This is a genomic window from Advenella sp. RU8 (assembly GCF_048381675.1).
Classification (GTDB): domain Bacteria; phylum Pseudomonadota; class Gammaproteobacteria; order Burkholderiales; family Burkholderiaceae_B; genus Advenella.
Window position 1 is genome coordinate 161,066 of the sequence record NZ_JBLWIS010000005.1, and the last position, 23,357, is coordinate 184,422.

21 protein-coding genes are annotated in these 23,357 nt (G+C 46.9%); 7 read left to right on the forward strand and 14 right to left on the reverse strand.

Annotation, left to right across the window (positions count from 1 at the left end; genetic code table 11):
• Positions 1-2: 2 nt before the first annotated feature.
• Positions 3-1,976, reverse strand: a complete 1,974-nt coding sequence (locus tag ACM5Q9_RS08535; protein WP_418144303.1) for an AMP-dependent synthetase/ligase — start codon at positions 1,974-1,976, stop codon at positions 3-5.
• Between the two features lie 199 nt (positions 1,977-2,175).
• Between ACM5Q9_RS08535 and ACM5Q9_RS08540 the strand changes: the two genes are divergently transcribed.
• A complete protein-coding gene (locus tag ACM5Q9_RS08540; RefSeq protein WP_418144304.1) occupies positions 2,176-2,844 on the forward strand; it encodes a Crp/Fnr family transcriptional regulator in 669 nt (222 codons plus the stop codon).
• Positions 2,845-3,002: 158 nt separating this feature from the next.
• Here ACM5Q9_RS08540 and ACM5Q9_RS08545 read toward each other — a convergent pair whose 3' ends face one another.
• The gene (locus ACM5Q9_RS08545; RefSeq protein ID WP_418144305.1) at positions 3,003-3,689 is read right to left on the reverse strand and encodes a YggS family pyridoxal phosphate-dependent enzyme; all 687 of its coding nucleotides are present in this window, start codon (positions 3,687-3,689) and stop codon (positions 3,003-3,005) included.
• Positions 3,690-3,911: 222 nt separating this feature from the next.
• Between ACM5Q9_RS08545 and ACM5Q9_RS08550 the strand changes: the two genes are divergently transcribed.
• Positions 3,912-4,397, forward strand: a complete 486-nt coding sequence (locus ACM5Q9_RS08550) for an acyl-CoA thioesterase (RefSeq protein WP_418144306.1) — start codon at positions 3,912-3,914, stop codon at positions 4,395-4,397.
• 43 nt (positions 4,398-4,440) lie between these two features.
• Here the strand turns inward: ACM5Q9_RS08550 and ACM5Q9_RS08555 are convergent, their stop codons facing one another.
• Both ACM5Q9_RS08555 and ACM5Q9_RS08560 read right to left on the reverse strand, forming a co-directional pair.
• Positions 4,441-5,418, reverse strand: coding sequence for a tripartite tricarboxylate transporter substrate-binding protein (locus ACM5Q9_RS08555; RefSeq protein ID WP_418144307.1), 978 nt, complete (start codon positions 5,416-5,418; stop codon positions 4,441-4,443).
• Positions 5,419-5,624: 206 nt separating this feature from the next.
• Entirely contained in the window at positions 5,625-5,756 is a 132-nt protein-coding gene (locus tag ACM5Q9_RS08560) for a hypothetical protein (RefSeq protein WP_418144308.1), read from the reverse strand.
• A gap of 48 nt (positions 5,757-5,804) precedes the next feature.
• On the opposite strand from ACM5Q9_RS08560, the gene ACM5Q9_RS08565 reads away from it, so the two are divergent.
• Positions 5,805-6,680 carry an acyl-CoA thioesterase domain-containing protein gene (locus ACM5Q9_RS08565; protein ID WP_418144309.1) on the forward strand — a complete coding sequence of 292 codons (876 nt, stop codon included), beginning with the start codon at positions 5,805-5,807 and terminating at the stop codon, positions 6,678-6,680.
• Between the two features lie 10 nt (positions 6,681-6,690).
• Here the strand turns inward: ACM5Q9_RS08565 and ACM5Q9_RS08570 are convergent, their stop codons facing one another.
• A complete protein-coding gene (locus ACM5Q9_RS08570; RefSeq protein ID WP_418144310.1) occupies positions 6,691-8,676 on the reverse strand; it encodes an acyltransferase family protein in 1,986 nt (661 codons plus the stop codon).
• A 209-nt stretch (positions 8,677-8,885) separates the two neighbouring features.
• Between ACM5Q9_RS08570 and ACM5Q9_RS08575 the strand changes: the two genes are divergently transcribed.
• From ACM5Q9_RS08575 to ACM5Q9_RS08585, 3 genes are all read left to right on the forward strand, one after another.
• Positions 8,886-10,205: a hemolysin family protein gene (locus ACM5Q9_RS08575; protein WP_418144311.1), complete on the forward strand. Its 1,320-nt coding sequence runs from the start codon at positions 8,886-8,888 to the stop codon at positions 10,203-10,205.
• Between the two features lie 288 nt (positions 10,206-10,493).
• Complete coding sequence (locus ACM5Q9_RS08580) at positions 10,494-11,624, forward strand: glycosyltransferase (RefSeq protein WP_418144312.1); 1,131 nt, start codon at positions 10,494-10,496, stop codon at positions 11,622-11,624.
• Positions 11,621-12,358: a polysaccharide deacetylase family protein gene (locus tag ACM5Q9_RS08585; protein WP_418144313.1), complete on the forward strand. Its 738-nt coding sequence runs from the start codon at positions 11,621-11,623 to the stop codon at positions 12,356-12,358. Before ACM5Q9_RS08580 ends, ACM5Q9_RS08585 begins: the two co-directional genes overlap by 4 nt.
• Before the next feature lie 38 nt (positions 12,359-12,396).
• On the opposite strand, the gene rfbC is transcribed toward ACM5Q9_RS08585, so the two are convergent.
• The 3 genes from rfbC to rfbB are packed head-to-tail and all read right to left on the reverse strand — an operon-like array spanning position 12,397 to position 14,906.
• Entirely contained in the window at positions 12,397-12,942 is a 546-nt protein-coding gene (gene rfbC, locus ACM5Q9_RS08590) for a dTDP-4-dehydrorhamnose 3,5-epimerase (RefSeq protein WP_418144314.1), read from the reverse strand.
• A 3-nt stretch (positions 12,943-12,945) separates the two neighbouring features.
• Positions 12,946-13,824 carry a glucose-1-phosphate thymidylyltransferase RfbA gene (rfbA, locus tag ACM5Q9_RS08595; protein ID WP_418144315.1) on the reverse strand — a complete coding sequence of 293 codons (879 nt, stop codon included), beginning with the start codon at positions 13,822-13,824 and terminating at the stop codon, positions 12,946-12,948.
• Positions 13,821-14,906 (reverse strand): dTDP-glucose 4,6-dehydratase, encoded by a 1,086-nt coding sequence (rfbB, locus tag ACM5Q9_RS08600; RefSeq protein ID WP_418144316.1) that lies wholly within the window; start codon positions 14,904-14,906, stop codon positions 13,821-13,823. The genes rfbA and rfbB overlap by 4 nt, the downstream gene beginning before the upstream one ends.
• Positions 14,907-15,265: 359 nt before the next feature.
• On the opposite strand from rfbB, the gene ACM5Q9_RS08605 reads away from it, so the two are divergent.
• Complete coding sequence (locus ACM5Q9_RS08605; protein WP_418144317.1) at positions 15,266-16,537, forward strand: exopolysaccharide biosynthesis polyprenyl glycosylphosphotransferase; 1,272 nt, start codon at positions 15,266-15,268, stop codon at positions 16,535-16,537.
• 19 nt (positions 16,538-16,556) lie between these two features.
• Here the strand turns inward: ACM5Q9_RS08605 and ACM5Q9_RS08610 are convergent, their stop codons facing one another.
• From ACM5Q9_RS08610 to ACM5Q9_RS08635, 6 genes are all read right to left on the reverse strand, one after another.
• On the reverse strand, positions 16,557-17,324 hold the full coding sequence (locus tag ACM5Q9_RS08610; RefSeq protein WP_418144318.1) for a glycosyltransferase family 2 protein: 768 nt from the start codon (positions 17,322-17,324) through the stop codon (positions 16,557-16,559).
• Positions 17,325-17,407: 83 nt separating this feature from the next.
• Entirely contained in the window at positions 17,408-18,814 is a 1,407-nt protein-coding gene (locus tag ACM5Q9_RS08615) for a mannose-1-phosphate guanylyltransferase/mannose-6-phosphate isomerase (RefSeq protein WP_418144319.1), read from the reverse strand.
• A 4-nt stretch (positions 18,815-18,818) separates the two neighbouring features.
• Positions 18,819-19,784 (reverse strand): glycosyltransferase family 2 protein, encoded by a 966-nt coding sequence (locus ACM5Q9_RS08620; RefSeq protein ID WP_418144320.1) that lies wholly within the window; start codon positions 19,782-19,784, stop codon positions 18,819-18,821.
• Positions 19,785-19,838: 54 nt separating this feature from the next.
• Entirely contained in the window at positions 19,839-20,804 is a 966-nt protein-coding gene (gene fcl, locus ACM5Q9_RS08625; protein ID WP_418144321.1) for a GDP-L-fucose synthase, read from the reverse strand.
• Positions 20,805-20,810: 6 nt separating this feature from the next.
• Positions 20,811-21,929, reverse strand: coding sequence for a GDP-mannose 4,6-dehydratase (gmd, locus tag ACM5Q9_RS08630; RefSeq protein ID WP_418144322.1), 1,119 nt, complete (start codon positions 21,927-21,929; stop codon positions 20,811-20,813).
• Positions 21,929-23,170 (reverse strand): glycosyltransferase family 4 protein, encoded by a 1,242-nt coding sequence (locus ACM5Q9_RS08635; RefSeq protein WP_418144323.1) that lies wholly within the window; start codon positions 23,168-23,170, stop codon positions 21,929-21,931. The genes gmd and ACM5Q9_RS08635 overlap by 1 nt, the downstream gene beginning before the upstream one ends.
• Positions 23,171-23,357: the final 187 nt, after the last annotated feature.

Here is a 23,357-nt window from a genome sequence, read left to right on the forward strand (position 1 = left end):
TCTCAGGCAGCCTTCTTCATCTTGACATCCACCACTTTGCCTTCGGCAATTTTCAGATCGGCAGAAATTTTGCCGGTACGTCCGTCCTCAAACTTGACTTCAGTCTCGATAAACTGGTTTTTCTTGCCTTCAAACAAGGCATCAATCAAGACTTTGTATTTATCGGCAATAAATGCCCTGCGCACCTTGCGGGTTCGGGTCAGCTCGCCATCATCGGGATCAAGTTCTTTATGCAGGATCAGGAAACGGTGAATTTGCAATCCAGCCAGCATTTCATCACTGGCCACATCAATATTGACCTGGTTAATGCAATCGGCAATCAGGTCATAGACCTCGGGCTTTGAAGCCAGGTCGGTATAACCGGCATAAGCCAGGCCACGGCGTTCGGCCCAGTTGGCCACCGCTTCAAGGTCGATGTTCACAAAGGCACAAACAAAATCCATGTCCGCCCCAAACGCCACCACTTCCTTGATGTAAGGAAAAAACTTCAGCTTGTTTTCCACATACTTGGGCGCAAACATACGGCCATCACGCAATTTGCCCACATCCTTGGCCCGGTCAATAATCTTAAGCTGCCCGTTGGCATCAATGACCCCGGCATCCCCGGTGTGATACCAGCCATCAGTGGTAAACGACTCTTTGGTAGACTCGGGGTTTTTGTAGTACTCTTTGAACAGGCCCGGGCTTTTTATTTGCACCTCGCCATTATCGGCAATACGTAATTGCACTCCTTCAACGGGCGGCCCCACGGTATCAGCCCTGACATTACCATCGCTTTGCACACAGACAAATACCGAGGTTTCGGTGGAACCATACAATTGCTTTAAATTAATACCAATTGAACGGTAGAAAGAAAACAGGTCAGGGCCAATCGCCTCACCGGCCGTATAGGCTACCCGAACCCGACTCATGCCCAGGGCGTTACGCAAAGGACCATAAACCAACCAGTCACCCAACGAATACCTGAAACGATCCCATATGCCGACCGGTTCCTTATCAAGGATTCGGGTGCCCACCCGTTTGGCCAGCGCCATGCATGACTTGAACATAGCCTTTTTAAGGCTACCCGCATCTTCCATCCGGATCATGACCTGGGTTAGCAGGTCTTCAAGCACCCGTGGAGGAGAAAAATAATAGGTTGGTCCGATATCGTGCATGTCAATCGACACCGTCGCCGGTGACTCGGGATGATTCACGGTAAAACCGGTCACCAGAAGCTGGGTATAGGAAAACATGTTTTGCCCGATCCAGGCCGGTGGCAAATAGGCCAGTACCTCCTCCTTGTCGGTCAGGTTTTCCAGTTTCTGGATAACCCGGGCACGGTCGATAAGGGCGTGATGGGTAAGCACCACGCCTTTGGGCTTGCCCGTGGTGCCAGAGGTATAGAACATGGCAGCCGTATCATCAGCCTTCAGGCTTTGCACCGTGTCAGTAAAAAAACCGGGCTTGGCAAGATCATATTCCTGCCCTTTTTCTTGCAGTTTTTCCCATGACAGCAACAGCTCGTCGGTGTAGTGGCGCAGGCCACGCGGATCATCGTAAACCACATGGGCAAGATCGGGCACCTGTTCGCGCACCTCGATCATTTTGTCCACCTGCTCCTGGTTCTCCACTACCACCACCCGCACACCGGCATCCTGCAGCACATAAACCATTTCCTGCGCTACCGCATCCTGGTACATGGGCACAGGAATGGCCCCCAGGGACTGGGCTGCCATCATGGCCATGTACAGGCGGGGACGGTTTTCACCGACGACCGCCACATGATCATTTTTCTTGACGCCCAATGCGGCCAGGCCGCAGGCAGTTTGCCGAACCTCCTGGGCAACTTGTGCCCAGCTTAAGGTTTGCCAAATGCCCAGATCTTTTTCTCGCAATGCCGGTTTGTCAGCGCGAACTTGCGCGTGATGCAACAGCAAGGCCGGAAATGTGTCCAGACCCGCTTCCGGACCAGCACCATACATAGCGTGAGCCATGTTGTCTCCTTGTATATTGTGTCTCTAGCATGACTTGTTCCGTTTTATTCTGTTTACCACTAAAACTTTAAATTAGAAATAAAAACGGATGGATCAATCTTGTGTAATTATTCTTTTTAATGTATTGCAAAGTTAGCCTGTTGAATGTAATCTAACTGTCGTTACGGTGACATTTTGACCGCTTCTAGGGTAAGTCCTTATGACTGAATTTGCTCCACATCTCTCCAGCTGGTTTCCTCTTCTGGCCCCCGAACATCAAGAACGGGTCAGGCAGGACATTAAGGTGCATCAATATCCGCCAGGCGCCATGATTGTGCGCAAGGGCGAATCTTCCGATCACTGGATTGGCGTTATTGAAGGATTAATCCGCATCTCGGTCGGCAATGCCGACGGCAAGGTCGCGGCACTCATTGGCATTCCTTCAGGGGGTTGGGTGGGTGAAGGCAGCCTGCTGAAAAAAGAACAACGCAAATATGACATTATTGCGCTGCGCCATTCCACCATTGCCAAAATGCCGGCCTACACGTTTGAATGGCTGCTGGACAATAGCATCCCTTTCAACCGCTATTTGCTGCACCTGCTTAACGAACGGGTGGGACACTTTGTCGGCAAAGCCGAACACGACCGCCTGCTAAATGCCGATGCCCGTATCGCGCGCTGCCTGGCCGAACTTTGCAACTCGCGCCTGTATCCAGGCATTGGCAATCGCATGGAAATAACCCAGGAAGAGCTAGGCTACCTGGCCCGGGTTTCACGCCAGCGGGCCAACCAGGCCCTGAAAAAACTGGAGGCAGACGGCCTGTTAAGCGTGGAGTATGGGGCTATCTGCGTAGAAGACCTGGAAGGCCTGCAAAACTACGGTAATTAGATGCAAACTATTTGATTTTTGCGTGTAACCACCCCGTCGCTGCGCGCCAACCCTCCGCAGGAGGGGAATGTGTAGTACAGTCGTTTCCACGAAGAAAGAAAATTCCCCTCCCCTGGAGGGGTGGCAGGCGCAGCCTGACGGGGTGGTTGCCGGAAGTCTTAAGCATAATCACGCTGGCCAAAAATGGCCGAACCGATCCTGACTTCGGTAGAGCCTTCCTGAATGGCCCATTCAAAATCACCGCTCATGCCCATCGAAAGGGTAGGCAGCGCCAATCCGGTCTGATCTTGACATTGCTGCCTTAAATGACGCAAGGCAGCAAAACATGCCCGCACCTTTGCCTCAGAATCGCTATTTTCAGCAACCGTCATCAACCCCATTGGGCGAAGCGTTTGCATAGCTTTGAGTTCCTGTAAAAACGCCGGCACCGCCTCGGCTGGCATGCCGGTCTTGCTTTCCTCGGGGCTGGTTTTTACCTGCACCAGCACATCTATCGTGCGGTTTTCAAGCTGCAAGCGTTTATCCAGCGCCAAGGCCAAGTCCAGCCGGTCCATAGACTGGACTTCAGCGGCATAACGGGCCACTTCCTTGGCCTTGTTGGTTTGCATATAGCCAATAATGACCCACTCAATGGGATACTCGTGAAACACTTCGGCTTTTTGCTTCATTTCCTGCACTTTATTTTCACCAAAACGGCGCAGGCCGGCATTGATTGCCTCTTGGAGCACATCGGGCCCAAAGGTTTTGCTAACCGGCAATATCCGTACACTGTCAGGTTCACGTCCTGCCCTGATACAAGCCTGTTCCACCCTTTTTTTTACTTCTTCGTAGCGTTGTGCCAGCATTACCACTGCTCCTGTTGAAAAACCAGCACCTATTTTAACCCAGCCCCTGTCGCCTACATAGAGCCAGTTGTTCGTTCGCTAACCAAGCCTCTGCAAAAGCTTGGCATGCCGCAGTGATTTGTCTTCAACGAGGCCACAACCCACCTTGCCCCAAACTTACCGTGGGGCAAGCGGTTTAAATTCGGTATAATTCAATTTTCAAATACCCCCTGCAATATCGCCATGAGCCACAACAAGCCACACCAACTTTCCATGACCATTCTAATGACCCCCGACATGGCCAACTTTGCCGGTAATGTACACGGTGGCACCATTTTGAAATACCTTGACCAGGTGGCTTTTGCCTGTGCCAGCCGTTATGCGGGTACCTATGTGGTTACCCTGTCAGTAGACCAGGTCATGTTCCGCCAACCGATTCATGTAGGCGAACTGGTGAATTTTTACGCATCCGTTAACTACACCGGCAAAACCTCAATGGAAATTGGCATTAAAGTCGTCACGGAAAACATTCGGGAACAATTCGTGCGCCACACCAACAGCTGCTATTTCACCATGATTGCGGTTGACGATAATGGACAACCTACGGCAGTACCCCAGCTTACTCCCACGACGGAAGAAGAAAAACATCGTTTCATTGCCGCGCAACAACGCCGCGAACTACGTCAAGAAATGGAAAAACGCCACGCGGAAATCAGGGCAAACAACTAGGCTGGCAAATTTTTAAGCTTATGAACAATGCCAGCCACAAACCTTAGCGGGGCCTGATTTTAGCCAGCGTGATTCGCTTGCGCCAACGCTCTGCCTCATACTGAATGAATTTATCAATATTCAGGCAAACCTTGTCAAGGGGCTTTAAACCTGTTTTTTGCATGGCCAGCTTTACCTTGGGGTCAGATACGGATTCTCGCAGCACGGAGCGCATTTTTGTTACCACCTCAGGGGCCACGCCCTTGGGTGCCGCCACACCAACCCACCCTTCCAGGACGAAATCCGGATGCAGTTTTGTGGTTGACTCTACCATGCTCATATCAAGCCCCGGAATATCTCCGGTGGTGGCCAATACACGGATTTTATTTTCTGCCAGTAGGTCGGCAATAAAAATACCATCAAGAAAAGCAAACTGTATCCCGTTTATCGCCAGTTCATGCAATAGCATTTGCCGGTTTGTATAAGGCATGATGTTGACATTTAAATCAGCATAATAATTGAATAACCCGGCGGCAACCTGCGAGGTGCTGTTGTAATAGCCTATCCGGTAATCGGCCGGATTAAGGCGAATGGCCTCTAACAATTGTGAAAATGTATGGAACGGACTGTTGGCCGGCACGACAAGCGCGGCAGGAGAGGTTCCAATCATGCCAATATTGACAAGATCCTGCTCAGGAGAATAGGAATTGTCTTTTTGCAACATGCTGTTAACGCCTTGGGTTGAATGCGTTGACAGCAAAAAAACACTACCATCCCCGGCAGACTGGGTGACATAATCGGCACTGATCATGCCTCCTTCCCCGCTTATTTGCATGAACTCTACGTCAGAACCTATTTTTTCATGCAAAAAACTGGAAAAAGCGGAGGCAAACTCATTCAGGGTTTTGGGCATCTGAGTACCCACCACCACGGAAACCACTGGCAAGTTGGCCGCAATATCATGATTATGATATGCCCGGGCATGCCCAGCCAATGACAGAAAAGCCAAACCAGACACCAGCAACCAACGCATTATATGCATGAACTGTTTATTCATTACCATGTACAAAAACCCGTGCCTATTCATAATTAAGCCGAAAACACAAAAACCCGAACCTTGCCCTCAAGGTGCGCACTATGAATATTTACAATGCACAAACTTTACATTTCTTAACTATTCAAACAATTTAATTTTACTTCATTTTACTAAAACTTACATTGCAGGTTACAAAAAACACTTGCGTCACGTCAAACAAAAATACTTTCTGCATTCAGCGTGCAGACACGTCCTGACCCAAGTCCATGCACGGTGTCATGACCGGTACTTGCCATTGCCTGCCAGACTTTGCCCGTAAAAGACAACCCATCAACATTTTTCACGTTAGCTGCTAAACTTCCAGCATTGAACATTACATTCCTGATCCCGCAATGAACCAAGCACTGACTGCCCTGACAGAACAACTCAAACTGACTGCCCTTGATAGCAATACTTTCCTTGGTGAAAGCATCGACCTTTTTGGTTCGGGACGCGTTTTCGGTGGTCAGGTACTCGGCCAATCCCTCATGGCTGCCTCCAGAACCATCACCAAACAGGAACGGGAGGCGCATTCCATGCATGCCTATTTCCTGCTACCCGGGGATACCAATGAACCTATCCGCTACGAAGTGGAACGCATCCGCGATGGCGGCAGTTTTTCGGCACGGCGTGTAGTTGCCATACAGCATGAGCGCCCCATTTTTTTCATGTCCGCCAGCTTTCAGGCCAGCGAACCGGGATTTGAACACCAGGCCACCATGCCCACGGTGCCGTCACCGGAAAGCCTGCAAAGTGAAATTGATATATTCCGGTCAATTGCCGCAGAACTGCCCCCAGCATGGGCCAAACGTGTCATGCAAACACCACCTATCGATATTCGTCCGGTTAACCCCATTAACCCTTTGAATCCAGGGGCTCATTTACCCTGTTCAAATTTCTGGTTCAAGGCCAACGGCATCCTGCCCGAAGACTCGTTGCTGCATAAGTCCATGATGGCCTATACCTCTGACTTTCATTTGTTGCTTACCGCCTTGCTGCCACACGGACAATCCGCCTTCAGCCCATCCATGCAAATGGCCAGCATTGACCATGCAATGTGGTTTCATCGCCCGGCAAACATGAATGAATGGTTGCTATATGCCATAGAATCACCCAGCGCCAGTAATGCCAGAGGCTTTTGCCGGGCCAATATTTTTGACCGCCGTGGTCGCCTGGTTGCTTCCAGTGCCCAGGAAGGGCTTATGCGGAAAACCCCGGCACAGCCATAAACACAAGGCCCTATTCCTTGTCTGGTTCAAGGCCCCATGCACGCATTAACTCAGGCACAATTTTCTGGCTAACCAACAGGGAGCCATCACGTGACAGGTGAGTGCCGTCTGAATACAGGAAGCGGCCCGCTTGCATGGTTTGGCACAACCGTTCACCACATAAAATGTCATAGGGATCAATAAAAATCACGTTGAATCGGGACAAAGCGTATTGGGCCAGCATCTGGTTAATTTGCCAGGCATTGCCCTGTTCCCGTGGCAACTCCAGGTATTTGGCACAAGTCAGCGGCAAATAGCCAGGCCTGTCTACACAGGAAGCCAGCCCCACCTGCGAACCTGCCCCGGGCGGTGCACCGATGATGATTAACGGGTTATCCAGCCCGATCCGCTCATGGATGGCATCAAAATTGGCCTGCAGAAAAAGTGCATAGGCCTCATCAGACAGGCGAACCCGGCTGCCATCGGCCTTGCCAAGGGTATTTTGGTAATTACGGAAACTGACCGCATAAATCAGGGGAATTCGAGAAGTAAATGCCGTCTGCAAGGCGTAGTCTAGCCGGTCCTGGCAATCCTGGCGGGCGATACCATCCAGGATACGGGTGTAGCCTGGCCCAAAAAAACAGCCATCTTCAAATGACGTGTCTATTTTTATACCTTGCCCTGCCAACACCTGGTCTAGCCCGTAGGCAAACTGCCGCGCGTAACTGTCACCCAAAAAAACGGCCTCATGAAACAGGGCCTGGGGGTCGCCAAGGGTTTGGCTACCCATTTCATATCCGGCCCCACCGTACTGTTCTTCGTGAAAACGGGGGGAATCAAAAGTATGCTGGCTGAAATGCGTATTCATCCTGAATGGCATGCCGTTTTGCGTCAGTATAAAAAAAGCGGGCAGTAACACCACCGCCACCGCACCGACCCGCAGCAGCATTTCCTTGAAATACCAACTGGCCAGATTCATGCGCCGGTAACGGTTCTCTACCCATACATACATGGCATAGCCCAAAAACAGGGGCAATACCACCAAGGCCAATTGCTCGGCCGGCACCAAGGGACGGTAAATATAGTATTTATAAAAAACGATCAACGGCCAATGAATCAAATATACCGAATAAGAAATGAGCCCGATAAACACCGCAAGCCGGTTCCTGAGCAGCCAACCGGCATAACGGGCACCACTGGCAAAAATACACAGGGCGGCCCCCAGTGCCGGCACCAGCGCGTTGAAGCCCGGAAAAGCGGTTGTTTTATCAAACATGAACACGCCCCATGCCAACAAGGCATAGCCCGCCAGCATGATTAGCTCTTGCCAGACATTGGCTAACACAAAGCGGCGCACGGCAAAAACCAGCAAGCCGCCAATGGCAAACTCAAACACCCTGAATGGGGTCAGGAAATAATTGGCCGAAGGGTCCACCTGCGTATACCACTGCGAGGCGAGCAGGGAAAGCAGCCCCGACAATGCCAGCACCCAGGGCAACAGACGGGCATTAAGCCTGTACGCGCCATAAACAATAAATGGCCAAACCAGATAAAACTGCTGCTCTACCCCTAGCGACCAGGTATGCAGCAATGGGTTGGTCTCAGAAGAAGTATCAAAATACCCTGCCCCCAGCCAGAACTTGATATTGGACACCGAAAAAAAGGCATATATGGTTGACTCGGCCAGGGAGATATAATCACCAGGCGAAAAGACCAGAAAGCCCAGGACCAGACACAGCAACAGGGTAAATAAAAGGGCCGGGTACAACCGCGCAATCCGCCGTACCATAAAGCGGGTAAAACTAAATGAGCCAGCCTGGCAACTGTCGATTAAAATCCGGGTTATCAAATAGCCGGAAATCACAAAGAAAACATCAACCCCCGTAAACCCGCCCCCAAACACGGAAAACCCGGCATGGAAAAACAATACAGCCATCACGGCAAGTGCCCGCAACCCATCTACCTCGGGTTGATAGCCAGCGCGGGGAGCTTCATGAACCGGAACAAACAAAGACATAGTGCCCAACACAAAAAAATTGCAACAGTAAACGAGAGTATCTTAACCCATATTGCAAAGCGCAAAAATTGGTTAAAAATATTTTATCCTGCATCAAATAATGCCAAATAAATATTGGAAAATATCGGCAGACCCCGAATTATCAATTGAAACCTGTAAAATATTTTTTTCAACTACAGGAGTTTAAGGCGGCAAGCCGCCCACAAGTCATGGATATCCTTATCATATTAGGACTCATTCTAGTCAATGGTCTTTTCGCAATGTCTGAAATCGCCATTGTTTCTTCCAAACGCATTCGCCTGCAAAACAAAGCCGACAACGGCAGTAAAAGCGCGGCTGCAGCCCTGAAACTATCCGACAGCCCAAGCCGCTTTCTGTCCACGGTACAAATCGGCATTACCCTGATCGGGATTTTCAACGGTGCCTTCGGTGAAGCCTCTATCGTATCCAGACTGACTCCTTTTTTCCTTAATATTCAGCCAATTAGTGGTTATGCCTATGAGTTTTCACTGGCAACCGTGGTGATTGGCATTACCTATGCGTCATTAATTCTTGGCGAACTGGTGCCCAAGCGCATTGCCATGCAATACCCTGAAGCGGTCGCCATGTTTATTTCCGTGCCTATGACCTGGCTGTCACGGATTGTGTCACCCTTTGTTGCCGTTTTGTCGTTTTCCACCGACTTCATCATGAAAGTCCTGCGCCTGCATGACAGCAAAAACAGCTCGTTAACCGAAGAGGACATTAGCGGCATGCTAAAAGAAGGCGCCACCGCCGGCCTGTTTGAAAAAACCGAGCATGATATTGTGGCCAGGGCACTGCAACTGGATGACAAGCATATTGGCACCATCATGACGCCACGCTCGGATATTCACTATATAGACCTGAATTCCCCGCTTGAAGAAACGCTGCTGCGCATTGCCGATAGCCCCTATTCCCGCTTCCCGGTCTGCCGGGACGGACTTGACAATATTATTGGCATTGTGGATGCCGGCAGCCTGTTCGAGCAGCAAATCAAACTGCATCAAATCAACATCGAGTCGATTACCAAAACGGCCCTGTATGTCCCCGAAACCATTAGCGCCATGGACCTGCTGGAAGCCCTGCAAAAAAACCGCTCTGAAATTGCGGTGGTCATTAACGAATATGGCGAAGTGGAAGGCGTGGTGACCCTACGCGACATCCTGAAAGTATTGGTGGGTCACGCGATTCCGATTAATGAAAACCAGGTTTCGGACGCCGTGCAGCGCAAGGATGGCTCTTGGTTGCTGGATGGTGGCGTGTCACTGGACCGCTTCCGTGAAATTTTCGCATCCACCGTTAAATTCCCGGAAGAAGAAGACGAGTCCTACCACACTATTGCCGGCTTCATCATGCACCAGTTAGGGCACATTCCGACTGAAACCGAAAGCGTGGAATGGGAAAACTACAAATTCGAAGTGGTGGACATGGACAAGCACCGGATTGACCGGGTGCTGGTGTCTGAAATCGTTCCTGAAAGCGATACCAGTGCGTTTGATGGTGAGTAACTTCCCTGGGGCTATGTGCAAGCTTGGCGCTTTGTACCAGCACGGCGCTTTGCATTACCACTCTGCTTTGCATTACCACGGCGCGGATAACCACCCCGGCGCTACGCGCCACCCCTCCACGGAGGGGAATTTTCTAAACTTTTTTGATCAGGGCAAAGAATTCAAACAATTCCCCTCTGCGGAGGGGTGGCAGGCGAAGCCTGACGGGGTGGTTGCCTTGAGCCACAAGGTATTTCCTCGAAGCGACGGGGTGGTGGAACAAAAAACTCATGACCAGAAATTAAAACAATGAAAATCCTGTTTACCAATTTCCATAAACGAAACGGCGGTGGGCATGCCACGTATATTATCAACCTGCTTGCCCAGCTGGCGCCAGAACATGAATGCTTCGTGGCCACCCCCGGCACCAGCCGCCTGTACCGCTTTGCCCAGGCAGTTCCCAATGTACGGTGCATAGACCAGGGCATCAACTCGCGCATTGGCAAACTCTTGCCCGAAATAAAGCAACTCAGGAAGCGGATCCAACAGGAAAACTTTGACATTATTCATGTGAATGCCTCGGCAGACCACCGGCACGTCATGCTGGCCTGCCTGGGGCTACAGCACCGCCCTAAAATCATTTTTACCAAACACAATGACCACCCCGTGAGCAGTTTTGGGCACAAACTAAGGGCCAAACTGGCCACCGACCGCATTATTGCGGTTAGCCGCTTTGTGGCGGACATGTTCCACAACTCGCCCTATGCGCATATCCCGCTGGACATGATTCACCACGGCATAGATACCCTGTATTTTGCCCCCGCCAGTGCCCAGCACAAACAACAATGCCGCCAGGCCTTGCTGGGTAATGAAGCCGCCAATGGGGAATTGATTTTGCTAGGCAGCACCGGTGGCACCGATTATGAAAAAGGCTGGCTGGAAATGGTGCAAGCCGTGTCGCAACTGCCAGAAAACCTTAAAATCCGCTGCCGCATTATCATGGCCGGCGACCCGCCCAATGAAGAAAAAATGAACCGGGTAAGAACACTGGGCATGGAAAAACAGCTGGTTTTCCCGGGCCTGGTTGACGATGTGCGGGACATTCTGGCGGCCTGTGACCTGGGCTTTGTCCTGTCACACAAAGAGGCGCTTTCTTTTGCCTGCCGTGAAAGCATGGCCCTGGGCCTGCCCACCATTGCCAGCAATGCGGGCGGTCTGCCCGAAAACATACAGCATGGCAAAGACGGCTGGATTGTAGCAGCCCAAAACCCGCAGGCCTTGCAAACATTATTGCAGGAAATCCTGGATAAGCCCGCGCTACTTCACAAAATTTCGGTGGCCAGCCGCCAAACGGCTGAACAGCACTTTAACCTGGACACCTTTGCCCGTAAAACCCTGAACACGTACCAGCAGGCTTTGGGCCTGCCTTTGCAGCCATGATACCTATTCTGATGTACCACCAGATTGCCGACCTGCCCCCCAAAGGCACCCCCTACCGTGGCCTATGCGTGCCAGCCAAAAAATTTGCGCAACAAATGCAATGGCTTAAACGGCTGGGCTACCGTGGCCTAAGCATGCAAGACCTGCTGCCCTATCTGGAAGGAAAAAAAAGCGGCAAGGTTTTCGGGATCACCTTTGATGACGGCTACACCAATGTACACGACAATGCCCTGCCCGTTCTGCAACGTCTGGGCTTTACCGCCACCACCTACTTTGTGGCCGGGCACCCGGGCGGGCATAACCACTGGGATATTGAAAAAGGCATTCCCCGCTCGGGGCTGATGAACGAACAACAAATACAAAACTGGGCCAATGCCGGGCAGGAAATTGGTTCACATACCATAGACCATGTTCATTTAACCCAGCTGCCGGAAGATGAGGCACGGCGGCAAATTGAAGCCTCCAAACACGGATTAGAAGCCGTTTTTGGCGTACCAGTTACCGCCTTTTGCTACCCGTATGGGGATGAATCTGCCGCGGTAAGGGAAATGACCCGCCAGGCGGGCTATACCAATGCCACGTTAACGGTAAAGGGACTGGCCCTGAAAGAGGATGATTTGTTTGGCCTGCCACGTGTTACGGTTTCAGGCAATATTGGCCTGGTCGGTTTTTTAATGAAATGCCTGACGCAAAAAGAGCATAAGCGGCGGGTGAAGAAAGAAAGGCAATCCTAAGCTCGGATAAAAAGAGCCAAAGCTCAATCAAACGCCCGTTAATCAAACAACTCACTGTTTCGTAAACTATTTCCAGACTGGTCTTTGACAGATAAGACGGGGGCCGCCGTCAATGGCCACTGTATATCAATATCCGGATCATTCCAGGCTATGCAACGCTCATGTTCAGGCGCATAGTAATCACTGGTTTTATACTCCACCTCGGCCACCTCGGACAGCACCAAAAACCCGTGCGCAAAACCTTCAGGAATCCAAACCTGGCGTTTATTTTCGGCGCTTAACTCTTCTGCCACCCATTGCCCAAACGTGGGCGATGAACGGCGCAAATCCACCACCACATCAAAAATCTTTCCAACAATCGCTCTTACCAGCTTGGCCTGCGGCTGTTGAATTTGATAATGCAGGCCCCGCAATACATTGGCCTGGGAACGGGAATGGTTGTCTTGCACAAAACTTACCCGCCTTCCCACCACCTGCTCAAACTTCCTGGCATTAAAGCTTTCCATAAAAAAACCACGCTCATCGGCAAACACATCAGGTTCAACAAGCAAGACATCGGCAAGCCGGGTTTTAATAATCTTCATGATTCAACTATTTTTAACCAGGCGCAACAAGTACTGGCCATACTCATTCTTGGCCAAGGGCTGTGCCAATGCTTCAAGCTGGGTGGCACTAATAAAGCCTTTGCGATAGGCAATTTCCTCTGGGCAGGACACTTTTAACCCCTGCCGCTTTTCAATGGTTTGAATAAAATTACCCGCATCAATCAGGCTTTCATGCGTACCCATATCCAGCCAGGCATAACCACGGCCCATTAGCTCAACCGAAAGCTGCCCTTTATTCAAGTAAGCACAATTGCAATCGGTAATTTCCAACTCTCCGCGTGCCGAAGGCTTTAATGAGGCAGCAATATCAAGAATCTGGTTGTCATAAAAATACAGGCCGGTAACGGCAAAATTGGATTTGGGTTGTTTGGGTTTTTCTTCCAAAGAAACCACCTTGCCCTGCCCATTAAACCCCACCACCCCGTAACGCTGGGGATCTTGCACATGATAGGCAAATACCGTGGCGCCCTCTTCCCGGGCACAGGCGCGCGCTAACTGGCGGGGCAAGTCATGCCCGTAGAAAACGTTATCGCCCAATACCAGGGCAACCGAACTATTACCCACAAACTGGCGGCCAATAATAAAAGCCTGGGCCAGACCATTGGGACTGGGTTGTTCTGCATAGCTAATGTTAAGCCCCCATTGGCTGCCATCACCCAACAAATGCTGGAACCGTGGCAAATCCCAAGGCGTTGAAATAAGCAGAATATCGCGGATACCGGCCAGCATTAAGGTACTTAGGGGGTAATAAATCATGGGTTTGTCGTAAACCGGCAGCAACTGCTTGGACACCGCCAGCGTAACCGGATACAAGCGTGTACCCGAGCCACCCGCCAGAATAATGCCTTTACGCTGCGTCATACCCTGCCCCCATTGCCATGATGATGGCCATAATGCAAAGCCATCCAGTCGCGGTAAGAACCGTTTTGCACGCCTTGCACCCAATCACTGTTATTTAAATACCACTGGATGGTTTTTTGCAAACCCGTTGTGAAAGTTTCCTGCGGGTGCCAACCCAGTTCCTGCACTATTTTAGTGCCATTAATGGCATAACGCCGGTCGTGGCCGGGGCGGTCTGCCACAAAAGCAATTTGCCGGTGGTATGACTGCCCGCCTGCACGCGGGCGGATTTCATCAAGCACATCACATATGGCTTGCACAACATCCAGATTGGTGCGTTCATTGCCACCACCAATGTTGTAAGTGTCCCCCGGTATGCCTTTGGCCAATACCGTCGAAATGGCCGCACAATGATCGCCTACATACAGCCAGTCACGTATTTGCAAGCCATCCCCATAAATGGGCAAAGGCCTGCCTGCCAGCGCATTCATAATCACCAGTGGAATAAGCTTTTCAGGAAACTGACGCGGGCCATAATTATTACCGCAATTGGTGGTTAACACAGGCAAGCCATAAGTATGGTGCCACGCCCGCACCAAGTGATCAGAGGCCGCCTTACTGGCAGAATACGGGCTGTTAGGCTGGTAGCAGGACGACTCTGTAAATGCCGGCTCTGCTAACGATAAAGAACCGTAGACTTCGTCGGTAGACACATGCAGAAAACGGAAATTCTCCTTTTCAGAAGCAGCCAATGTATGCCAATAAGCGCGAACGCATTCCAGCAAACTGAAAGTGCCCACGATATTGGTTTGTATGAAGCTGGCTGGCCCATGAATGGAACGGTCCACATGCGATTCGGCCGCAAAATTAATAATTGCCCTAGGCCGATATTGGGTTAACAGCTGGGAGATGGTATTTTGGTTGGCAATATCGGTTTGAACAAAATGGTAACCGGGGTGATTTTCAATAGAAGACAGGCTTTGCAGATTGCCTGCATAAGTGAGCTTATCTATATTTACAACAGGCTCGCCAGATTGGCCAAGCCAATCCAGGATGAAATTACTGCCTATAAAACCGGCGCCACCGGTTACGAAAATTGTCATAGCCTTGAAGCAATGAAGAAAAAAGAAGTTTACCGTTTTTACACAGCAAATACCAAAAATTACATCAAAGACCTATAACCTGGAATTTTACCTGTGTTGCCCAAGCGTTAGCTTACCCTAGTGGATGAGCACCAAACCCAATTGTACTGCCCAGTTTGCACTCTGAGACGTTGAGCTGATTAGGTCTTGGCTACGAAAATGGAAAAAATTCCGCAAGTTTAAAACAATAATTCTTACGACATGAGGGCAATTAATAATAAACAATCATAAATGTAGCAACTATGTCAGACCTTACTGTCACATAGTGACATACAATAGCCGATGAATATAAAAATACAGACATCATTTTATAAATCTGCATGAAAAATTTTTCACAAAGACGTTTTCATAAATTACACGAACAAATTTTACTGTCCCGTACGTTTTCATTAATGCTGGGATGGTGCATTGCCGTTGCCCTGCCTTTTGCCATACATATTGGTTTTAGGGATATAAACTACATTGATAATGGCCAATTCAATGCGCTTTGGCTTTCCAGTATTGCCTTTGTTTTAAGCCATACCTGGTGCAATTCATTAACTGCTTCTTACCCGGGTGGAAGATCTGCTTTCCTGATTGCCCCACAAATATTTTTTGTATATTTATGTGTAATTCTAGGCACCTTTTTATTTCAAATAAATGCATCCAGGCTAATTATTATAACCAGCGGTCTCATTACTTTGGTATGGCTATATATAGAGTATATTTTCACATATAAATACCGTATTCCCAAACTGGCCGTTGTTGTACAACCCAATACCCAAGAGCTATTGGCGCTTAACACTATTGATGCGCGTCCTTTATCAATACCCATACTTAATGAGAAGCGTTACGATGCCATAGTGGCTGATTTTGCCACTATTACGCCAGAGTGGCAACGTTTTCTAACCCAATGTGCCTTGCAAAGAACACCCATTTACAATGCCAATCAAATTTTTGAATCTGTCACTGGCAGAGTCAGAATACGCAATATGTCTGAAAATAATATAGGTGCTCTTTTACCTTCTGTATTTTATGAAAGAGTAAAAATATGCCTGGATTGGTTAATTGTAATACTTACACTTCCCATTACAATACCCATCGTTTTACTTACCGCGATATTGGTTAAACTGGAAAGCCCCGGGCCTGTTTTTTATACACAAACCAGAATTGGGCAAGGGAATAAGCCCTTTACCATATACAAAATACGCAGTATGCGCTTTGACAGGGCTGCCCCTGAAAAATTTGCGGGAGAAGATGACCCAAGAATTACCCGGGTTGGTAAAATTATTCGCAAACTTCGTATTGATGAACTGCCACAATTTTTAAATATTATTAAAGGTGATATGAGCCTGATTGGGCCACGACCTGAACAACCCAGTTTTGTTGAAGAGTTTGATAAGCAAATCCCATTTTATAGCTACCGGCATGTGGTTAAACCAGGCATTACTGGATGGGCACAGGTTCGACATGGTTATGCCGCAAACTCAGATGAAACAAAAGTAAAAATTGAACATGATTTTTATTACATAAAAAACTGCTCAATTTCATTTGATTTTTATATTATTTTATTAACTATTCGTACAATGCTGACCGGTTTTGGTGCCAGGTAAGCTTCTTTTAAAATTTTCTTTATTCTTTTTTCTTTTCACGTTTAATTAACTGTAACGATTTCAATGGCAACCTTAAAAGCAAAAATAAAAAATTAGTATATCTCTCATTTTCTTTAAATGAACGAAGCATTTCTTGAGTTGAAACCTTATAGCTTTGCAAACCGGAAGTACTTACTCCACCAACACGCATTCTTACCCAGACTTTATCTACTGTTATAAAACTCAACTCATGTACCAACAAAGCACGCACAAAAAAATCAAAATCGGCACTAATTTTATAATTAAGCTTATAAGTGCCTACTTTTTTATATGCTTCGCGACGAATAAAAGCCGCAGGATGTGGAGCCATAAGACCAAAACGTAACTTCCAAGGCTTAAAGCCAATTGCCTTATAGTATCTTACAGCATGATTCAATTCATCTTCATGTACAAAATCAACACCACCTAAAACCATATCAGTGGTAGCTGATTTTTGAAATTCAACAACAACTTCCGAGATAGAATTTTCTGTACGATAAAAATCATCAGAATTTAAAATACCAATTACATCGCCTGTTGCTTTTTCGATTCCCTTATTCATTGCATCATAAATACCCTTATCAGGTTCAGAAATAATTTTTGCAATACGACCTTGATACTCCCGAACAATATCCATGGTCTTATCTGTCGACTTTCCATCAACAATAATATATTCAATATCTGAATATTTTTGCGCCAGCACAGACTCTATCGTGTCACGAATTGTTGCTTCACTATTAAAGCAAACAGTAATAATAGATATTTTCAAAAACCATCTCTTCTTAAGTTTTAACTTTGATGTTTTTAGCCATTTAAAATATTGATATTTATATTTTTCAAATAGCTTACCAATTAACTGCGTCCATACTTGTCATCGAAGCGAACAATATCGTCCTCCCCAAGGTAGCTTCCTGACTGCACTTCAATTAGCTCCAAGGGAATTTTACCGGGATTTTCCAAAGCATGAATTTCACCGATAGGGATATACGTTGATTCATTTTCAGTTACCAAAAAGGTCTTATCCCCATTGGTAACCTTAGCTGTGCCGCTAACAACCACCCAGTGCTCTGCACGGTGATGATGCATTTGCACCGATAGCTTAGCGCCAGGTTTTACTGTAATGCGTTTTACCTGATATCTCTCACCAGCCTCAACAGAATCATATACGCCCCATGGCCTATATACTTCCCGATGATTTATATGTTCGTGGCGACCGTCTTTTTTAATGGCCTCTACCACTTTTTTAACATCCTGAACACAATCTTTATGCACTACCAATACCGCATCTTTGGTTTCTACAACCACAAGGTTATCAACGCCTACGGTAGCAACCAGTTTATGGTCAGCATGAATCAGACAATTGTTCGTATTCAAAGCTAAAACATCACCCTTGGATACATTACCATGAGCATCTTTATTGCCAATTTCCCACAAAGCAGACCAAGAACCGATATCGCTCCAACCAGCATCAAGTGGAATGACCGCTGCATCATTAGTCTTTTCCATGACTGCATAATCAATAGAGTCTTCCGGGCACTGAATAAAAGCGTCTGCATTTACACGAATAAAATCCATATCCTTCTGACCCTGCTGCAGCGCTTTTTTACAAGCGTCCAAAATATCCGGCCGGAATTCACTCAGTGCTTTAAGATATGCACTGGCTTTAAACATGAACATTCCACTATTCCAGTAATAATCTCCACTTTGCAGATAGGCTTCCGCTTTTTCACGATTGGGCTTTTCAACAAAACGGACAACCTGATATCCTGTCTGGCTAAAGGCAACACCACGCTGAATATAACCATAGCCTGTTTCTGCATGAGTGGGAACAATACCAAAGGTTACAAGCTTACCCTGCTCGGCTAATTGCGATGCAGAATTTACCACATCTCGAAACTCAGCTTCATCAGCGATATAGTGATCTGCTGCCAGTACCAACAATACAGGATCCTGGCCTTCCTGGCATGCATGTAATGCAGCCAAAGCAATCGCAGGTGCCGTATTTTTTCCAACCGGTTCCAGCAAAATACCCGCCCCCTGCAATTTAATTTGGCGTATTTGTTCAGCCACCAAAAACCGGTGGTCTTCATTACAAATAATTAAAGGAGCAGCCGTATCCAGTCCATTCAGACGCGCAAGCGTTTGCTGTAACAACGTACTATCGCCACACAGTTTCAGGAATTGCTTTGGGTGTAATTGACGAGATAAAGGCCAAAGACGCGAGCCGGTACCGCCCGCCATAATGACAGGGACAATCATGCTTTTACTCACTATTAGAGAGGGTGATTCTGGATGAATGGAAAATCTTTCTGAACTTATCACTTAACACCCAGGGAAAAACTTCCAGTAAAACAGCCAAATAACTCACAAGACTTAGTTTTTCAGAAAAACCCTTTATTTCAAGCCAATACTTATCCAGGCTTTCAGAAAGCTGGCCTTCATGCAATTTAAAAATACCCAACTGTACTTGTACTACCCTTAGTTCCGCAAGCATTGAAAAACAGAACCATAAATAGTAATCTCCTGCATAGCGTAAACGCTTGAAAAAACTCATATCCAAGGCAGACAATAAATCTTTACGCCAAAATGTAGACTCCTGTTGTATGTAAGGCAAATATTTTCCATACACGCCTTTTCTTATCAGACTTGGTTTATACCTGAAAGGAGTATCCACTTTTATTATCTGATTAGCTTCATTGCAGACACTTCTCATACCTGTCAGCCACTCACAACCCGTTTTCTTGAATGTGGACACAACCGCTTCCAGTGCTGTTTTAACATAAAGATCTCCTGCATTCAGATAGGCCATGATGGTGCCACTAACCGTTTGAAATCCTTTAGACAAGCCATCATACATGCCTTTATCCGGTTCACTTACCCAGTAATCAATCGCATGATCATATTTTTTAATAATATCCAGCGTATTATCTTTTGAACCGCCATCTACAATAATGTATTCAACATTATCGTAGGTTTGCTCAAGCACACTTTTGATTGTGTCTTCCAAAAATGCTGCACCATTATAAACTACAGTTATGACAGTGATGAGTGGTTTATCTTGACTGTTTTTTTTATAGAAGCCCTGCAGACGCAAGCCACCCTCGGCAATTTTGCCGGCACTATCAGGAATTTTCAACAAGGTGCCCTTACCATTTTCTAGCGTTTCAAAGCAAGAGGGTTTTTCAGATGTGAGACATCGTGTCGTAGAATAATCAAGAATGCTAATCATGGTGCCTTCAGACACAAATAAGTTAGTCAAAATAATTCAGGTAGTTTTACTGAGTCAACCACGTAATCGCTCCTGATGCTGCAAGAACCATTGATAAGTATTTGCCAAACCATCTTCAAGACTGATACTGGCCTGCCAACCCAATGCCTTAAGACGTGATACATCCATTAATTTGCGGGGAGTGCCATCGGGTTTGCTGGTATCAAACACCAAGTCACCCTTAAATCCCACCACTTTTTTCATGGTTTCTGCCAGCTCCCGAATAGTACAGTCTACCCCGGTTCCCACGTTAATATGCGACAACATAGGCTGGGTATTGGCCTGATATATTTCATTTTTCAAATTCATGACATGCACGCTGGCTGCAGCCATATCGTTCACATGCAAGAATTCACGCATAGGCTTGCCGCTACCCCACACCACAACCTGACTGGCATTAGCCAATTTTGCCTCGTGGAAACGACGCATCATGGCCGGTATGACATGACTGTTTTCAGGGTGGAAGTTGTCATTTTCACCATACAGGTTAGTTGGCATAACACTACGGTAATCCCGTCCATATTGACGATTATAACTTTCACACAGCTTAATACCGGCAATTTTGGCAATTGCGTATGGTTCATTGGTGGGTTCAAGCGTACCCGTTAACAAAGCGGCTTCAGTCATGGGTTGCTCTGCCATTTTGGGGTAAATGCAAGAAGACCCTAAAAACAGCAATTTTTGCACACCCGCCAAATGGGCTGCATGAATGATATTAGCTTCTATCATCAGGTTTTCGTAAATGAATTCGGCTGGGTATTCATTATTGGCATGAATACCGCCCACCTTGGCTGCCGCCAAATAAACCTGGTCAATATTTGCAGCTTTAAAGAACTGCTGTACGGCATGCTGATCTACCAAGTTCAGCTCATTGCGATTACGCACAATTAACTGTGAGTCTGGCAGATTTTCCAGCTGGCGCACCAGTGCAGAACCCACCATGCCGTTATGCCCTGCAATAAATATACGTTGTGTTGCCATGCCAGATTAATTCTCAACAGAAAAAGGTATATCGTAACCATGCTGCTTAAGCAATGCATGGCGCTGCGCGATTTTCAGGTCTTCGGCAACCATCTCGGCACACATTTCCTGTACCGTAATTTCTGGCACCCAACCCAATTTGGCTTTGGCTTTGGAAGGATCTCCCAGAAGGGTTTCCACTTCGGCTGGTCGGAAATAACGTGGGTCTACACGCACAATAATATCGCCCGTATTTAATGCTGGCGCCTTGTCGCCTTCAATCCCAGCAATAATGGCCACTTCATCAACACCTTTGCCTTTAAAGCGTAAGGTAATACCAAGCTCTTTGGCAGACCATTCTATAAACTGGCGAACAGAATACTGTACACCGGTAGCAATCACAAAATCTTCAGGTTGTTCTTGCTGCAGCATCATCCATTGCATACGAACGTAATCTTTAGCATGTCCCCAGTCACGCAAGGCATCCATATTACCCATGTAAAGGCATTGTTCCAGACCTTGGGCAATATTGGCCAGGCCACGGGTGATTTTACGAGTCACAAAGGTTTCACCACGACGAGGGGACTCATGGTTGAACAAAATGCCATTACAGGTATACATACCATAGGCTTCACGGTAATTAACGGTAATCCAATACGCATACAGTTTAGCCACAGCATAAGGCGAGCGTGGATAAAAGGGTGTAGTTTCTTTTTGCGGTATTTCCTGCACCAAACCATATAGCTCAGAAGTGGACGCTTGATAAAACCGGGTTTTCTTCTCCAGACCTAACAGCCGTATTGCTTCTAGCAAACGCAAGGCTCCGATGGCATCTACATCAGCCGTATATTCCGGTGACTCAAAGGAAACCGCCACATGGGATTGTGCTCCCAGGTTATATACCTCATCGGGCTGAACTTCCTGCAGGATACGCGTCAGGTTGGAAGAATCGGTTAAATCACCATAATGTAGAATAAAATTCTGATTATCCACATGCGGATCTTGATAAATGTGGTCTACACGTTGCGTATTAAAAGACGATGCACGGCGCTTAATGCCATGAACCTGATATCCTTTTTCCAGCAAAAACTCTGCGAGGTATGAACCATCTTGACCAGTAACACCAGTAATTAGTGCTTTTTTCATTATGTTTCCTTACTTAATATATCGCGATATAAATTTATATATTTTCTAGCAATCACTTCACTATCAAAACACTTGACGATCTTTTGCCTAGCATTATCTGCTAATTGCTGCGGATCATCATGTTCAAGGACCCAGTCTATACCGTTAGCTAGGTCGCTACTATCAAAAGCATTAGCTAGATAACCGTTATTTTTATGGTCTACTATATCCAAGAGCCCCGTAGCACCAAACGCAACAACAGGTGTACCACAAGCCATGGATTCACTAGCCGTTTGGCCAAATGCCTCTTGTAAGCTAGGGACTAGCATCACATCTACTGCACTATAAAGTGCCACTAAACTTACCTCATCATACAAATGGCCCAAGTAGTGTGTTTTACAAGCAAAATCTAGCGGTTCTTCAGGTTCACTACTGCCAAAAACCACAAATTCAATATTTGTTGTTTTGATAAGCTTCAACGCCTCACTTAACTCTTTGAAACCTTTGTTAATATCGCTTGTGGCGCTATTCGCACCAAAAAGAATCAATTTTTTATCGTATGGCAAATTCCATAGCTTCCTACAAGTTTTTCTAAATTGGGGCTTAAAAATTTGAGTATTTAAGGGGTTAGGTAAAGTAACATGGGATTTTTCGCCAAGTAAAGAGCTACTCAGGGAGCAATTCGTCAACCATTGACTTACCCCTATAATCGTTAATTTTTTTTTACTAAAAATTTTACGTTTCCGTCTCCAAACTTTATAACTAAGATCTTTTTCTTTACTACTGTCTAATCTAGGACAAGCCCCACAACTTTTTGTGTATTTTTTACATTCCCATTTAATATGACAACCGCCGGTAAAAGCCCAATCATCATGGAGAGACCAAACAACGGGAGCATTAATACGTGCAATATCTTCTATACGCATCATTCCCCCCGTAATCCAGTGCAGATGCACAATATCTGGCTTTAACTTATTGATCTGACTCACTATATCGCTAAAAGGTACCCATGCAGGACTAAAAAACGTTTTAGTCCTATTTTTATAAAAATTTAACGGAAGCATATCCAGAAAAGGCCGTATTTTAGACAAAACCTTCTGACGACTAGTAATTGGGCCAATCACAGTAAAGTCATCTGATGACTTATTTTGTACCAGCATATGACTATCCACACCTTCAGCCCGTAAAGCATGATGTAAACGATACGCAGCCTTAGCAGCACCACCTTTAATATCTAGTGTATTAACAATCAAAATCTTCATTTTTATAACTTCTCGTCACCTAGAATTTTTAACAGCATAACGATTTTCACCTAGCTGCCTTTCAAAACAACCTAGATAATAACGATTTCCAATATTTGAATTGAAGAATATTCTGACAAACCGCTCCAATTTTTTGGGAAACATTTCAAAATAAAAAGTAACTTCTTTCATCTACACTTCCCTTGGC

What these genes read in the sequence shown, in the direction of transcription:
- ACM5Q9_RS08535 (WP_418144303.1), bottom strand. Translation starts at nt 1,976, where the DNA reads ATGGCTCACGCTATGTATGGTGCTGGTCCGGAAGCGGGTCTGGACACA.
- ACM5Q9_RS08540 (WP_418144304.1), top strand. Translation starts at nt 2,176, where the DNA reads ATGACTGAATTTGCTCCACATCTCTCCAGCTGGTTTCCTCTTCTGGCC.
- ACM5Q9_RS08545 (WP_418144305.1), bottom strand. Translation starts at nt 3,689, where the DNA reads ATGCTGGCACAACGCTACGAAGAAGTAAAAAAAAGGGTGGAACAGGCT.
- ACM5Q9_RS08550 (WP_418144306.1), top strand. Translation starts at nt 3,912, where the DNA reads ATGAGCCACAACAAGCCACACCAACTTTCCATGACCATTCTAATGACC.
- ACM5Q9_RS08555 (WP_418144307.1), bottom strand. Translation starts at nt 5,418, where the DNA reads ATGCATATAATGCGTTGGTTGCTGGTGTCTGGTTTGGCTTTTCTGTCA.
- ACM5Q9_RS08565 (WP_418144309.1), top strand. Translation starts at nt 5,805, where the DNA reads ATGAACCAAGCACTGACTGCCCTGACAGAACAACTCAAACTGACTGCC.
- ACM5Q9_RS08570 (WP_418144310.1), bottom strand. Translation starts at nt 8,676, where the DNA reads ATGTCTTTGTTTGTTCCGGTTCATGAAGCTCCCCGCGCTGGCTATCAA.
- ACM5Q9_RS08575 (WP_418144311.1), top strand. Translation starts at nt 8,886, where the DNA reads ATGGATATCCTTATCATATTAGGACTCATTCTAGTCAATGGTCTTTTC.
- ACM5Q9_RS08580 (WP_418144312.1), top strand. Translation starts at nt 10,494, where the DNA reads ATGAAAATCCTGTTTACCAATTTCCATAAACGAAACGGCGGTGGGCAT.
- ACM5Q9_RS08585 (WP_418144313.1), top strand. Translation starts at nt 11,621, where the DNA reads ATGATACCTATTCTGATGTACCACCAGATTGCCGACCTGCCCCCCAAA.
- rfbC (WP_418144314.1), bottom strand. Translation starts at nt 12,942, where the DNA reads ATGAAGATTATTAAAACCCGGCTTGCCGATGTCTTGCTTGTTGAACCT.
- rfbA (WP_418144315.1), bottom strand. Translation starts at nt 13,824, where the DNA reads ATGACGCAGCGTAAAGGCATTATTCTGGCGGGTGGCTCGGGTACACGC.
- rfbB (WP_418144316.1), bottom strand. Translation starts at nt 14,906, where the DNA reads ATGACAATTTTCGTAACCGGTGGCGCCGGTTTTATAGGCAGTAATTTC.
- ACM5Q9_RS08605 (WP_418144317.1), top strand. Translation starts at nt 15,266, where the DNA reads ATGAAAAATTTTTCACAAAGACGTTTTCATAAATTACACGAACAAATT.
- ACM5Q9_RS08615 (WP_418144319.1), bottom strand. Translation starts at nt 18,814, where the DNA reads ATGATTGTCCCTGTCATTATGGCGGGCGGTACCGGCTCGCGTCTTTGG.
- ACM5Q9_RS08620 (WP_418144320.1), bottom strand. Translation starts at nt 19,784, where the DNA reads ATGATTAGCATTCTTGATTATTCTACGACACGATGTCTCACATCTGAA.
- fcl (WP_418144321.1), bottom strand. Translation starts at nt 20,804, where the DNA reads ATGGCAACACAACGTATATTTATTGCAGGGCATAACGGCATGGTGGGT.
- gmd (WP_418144322.1), bottom strand. Translation starts at nt 21,929, where the DNA reads ATGAAAAAAGCACTAATTACTGGTGTTACTGGTCAAGATGGTTCATAC.
- ACM5Q9_RS08635 (WP_418144323.1), bottom strand. Translation starts at nt 23,170, where the DNA reads ATGAAGATTTTGATTGTTAATACACTAGATATTAAAGGTGGTGCTGCT.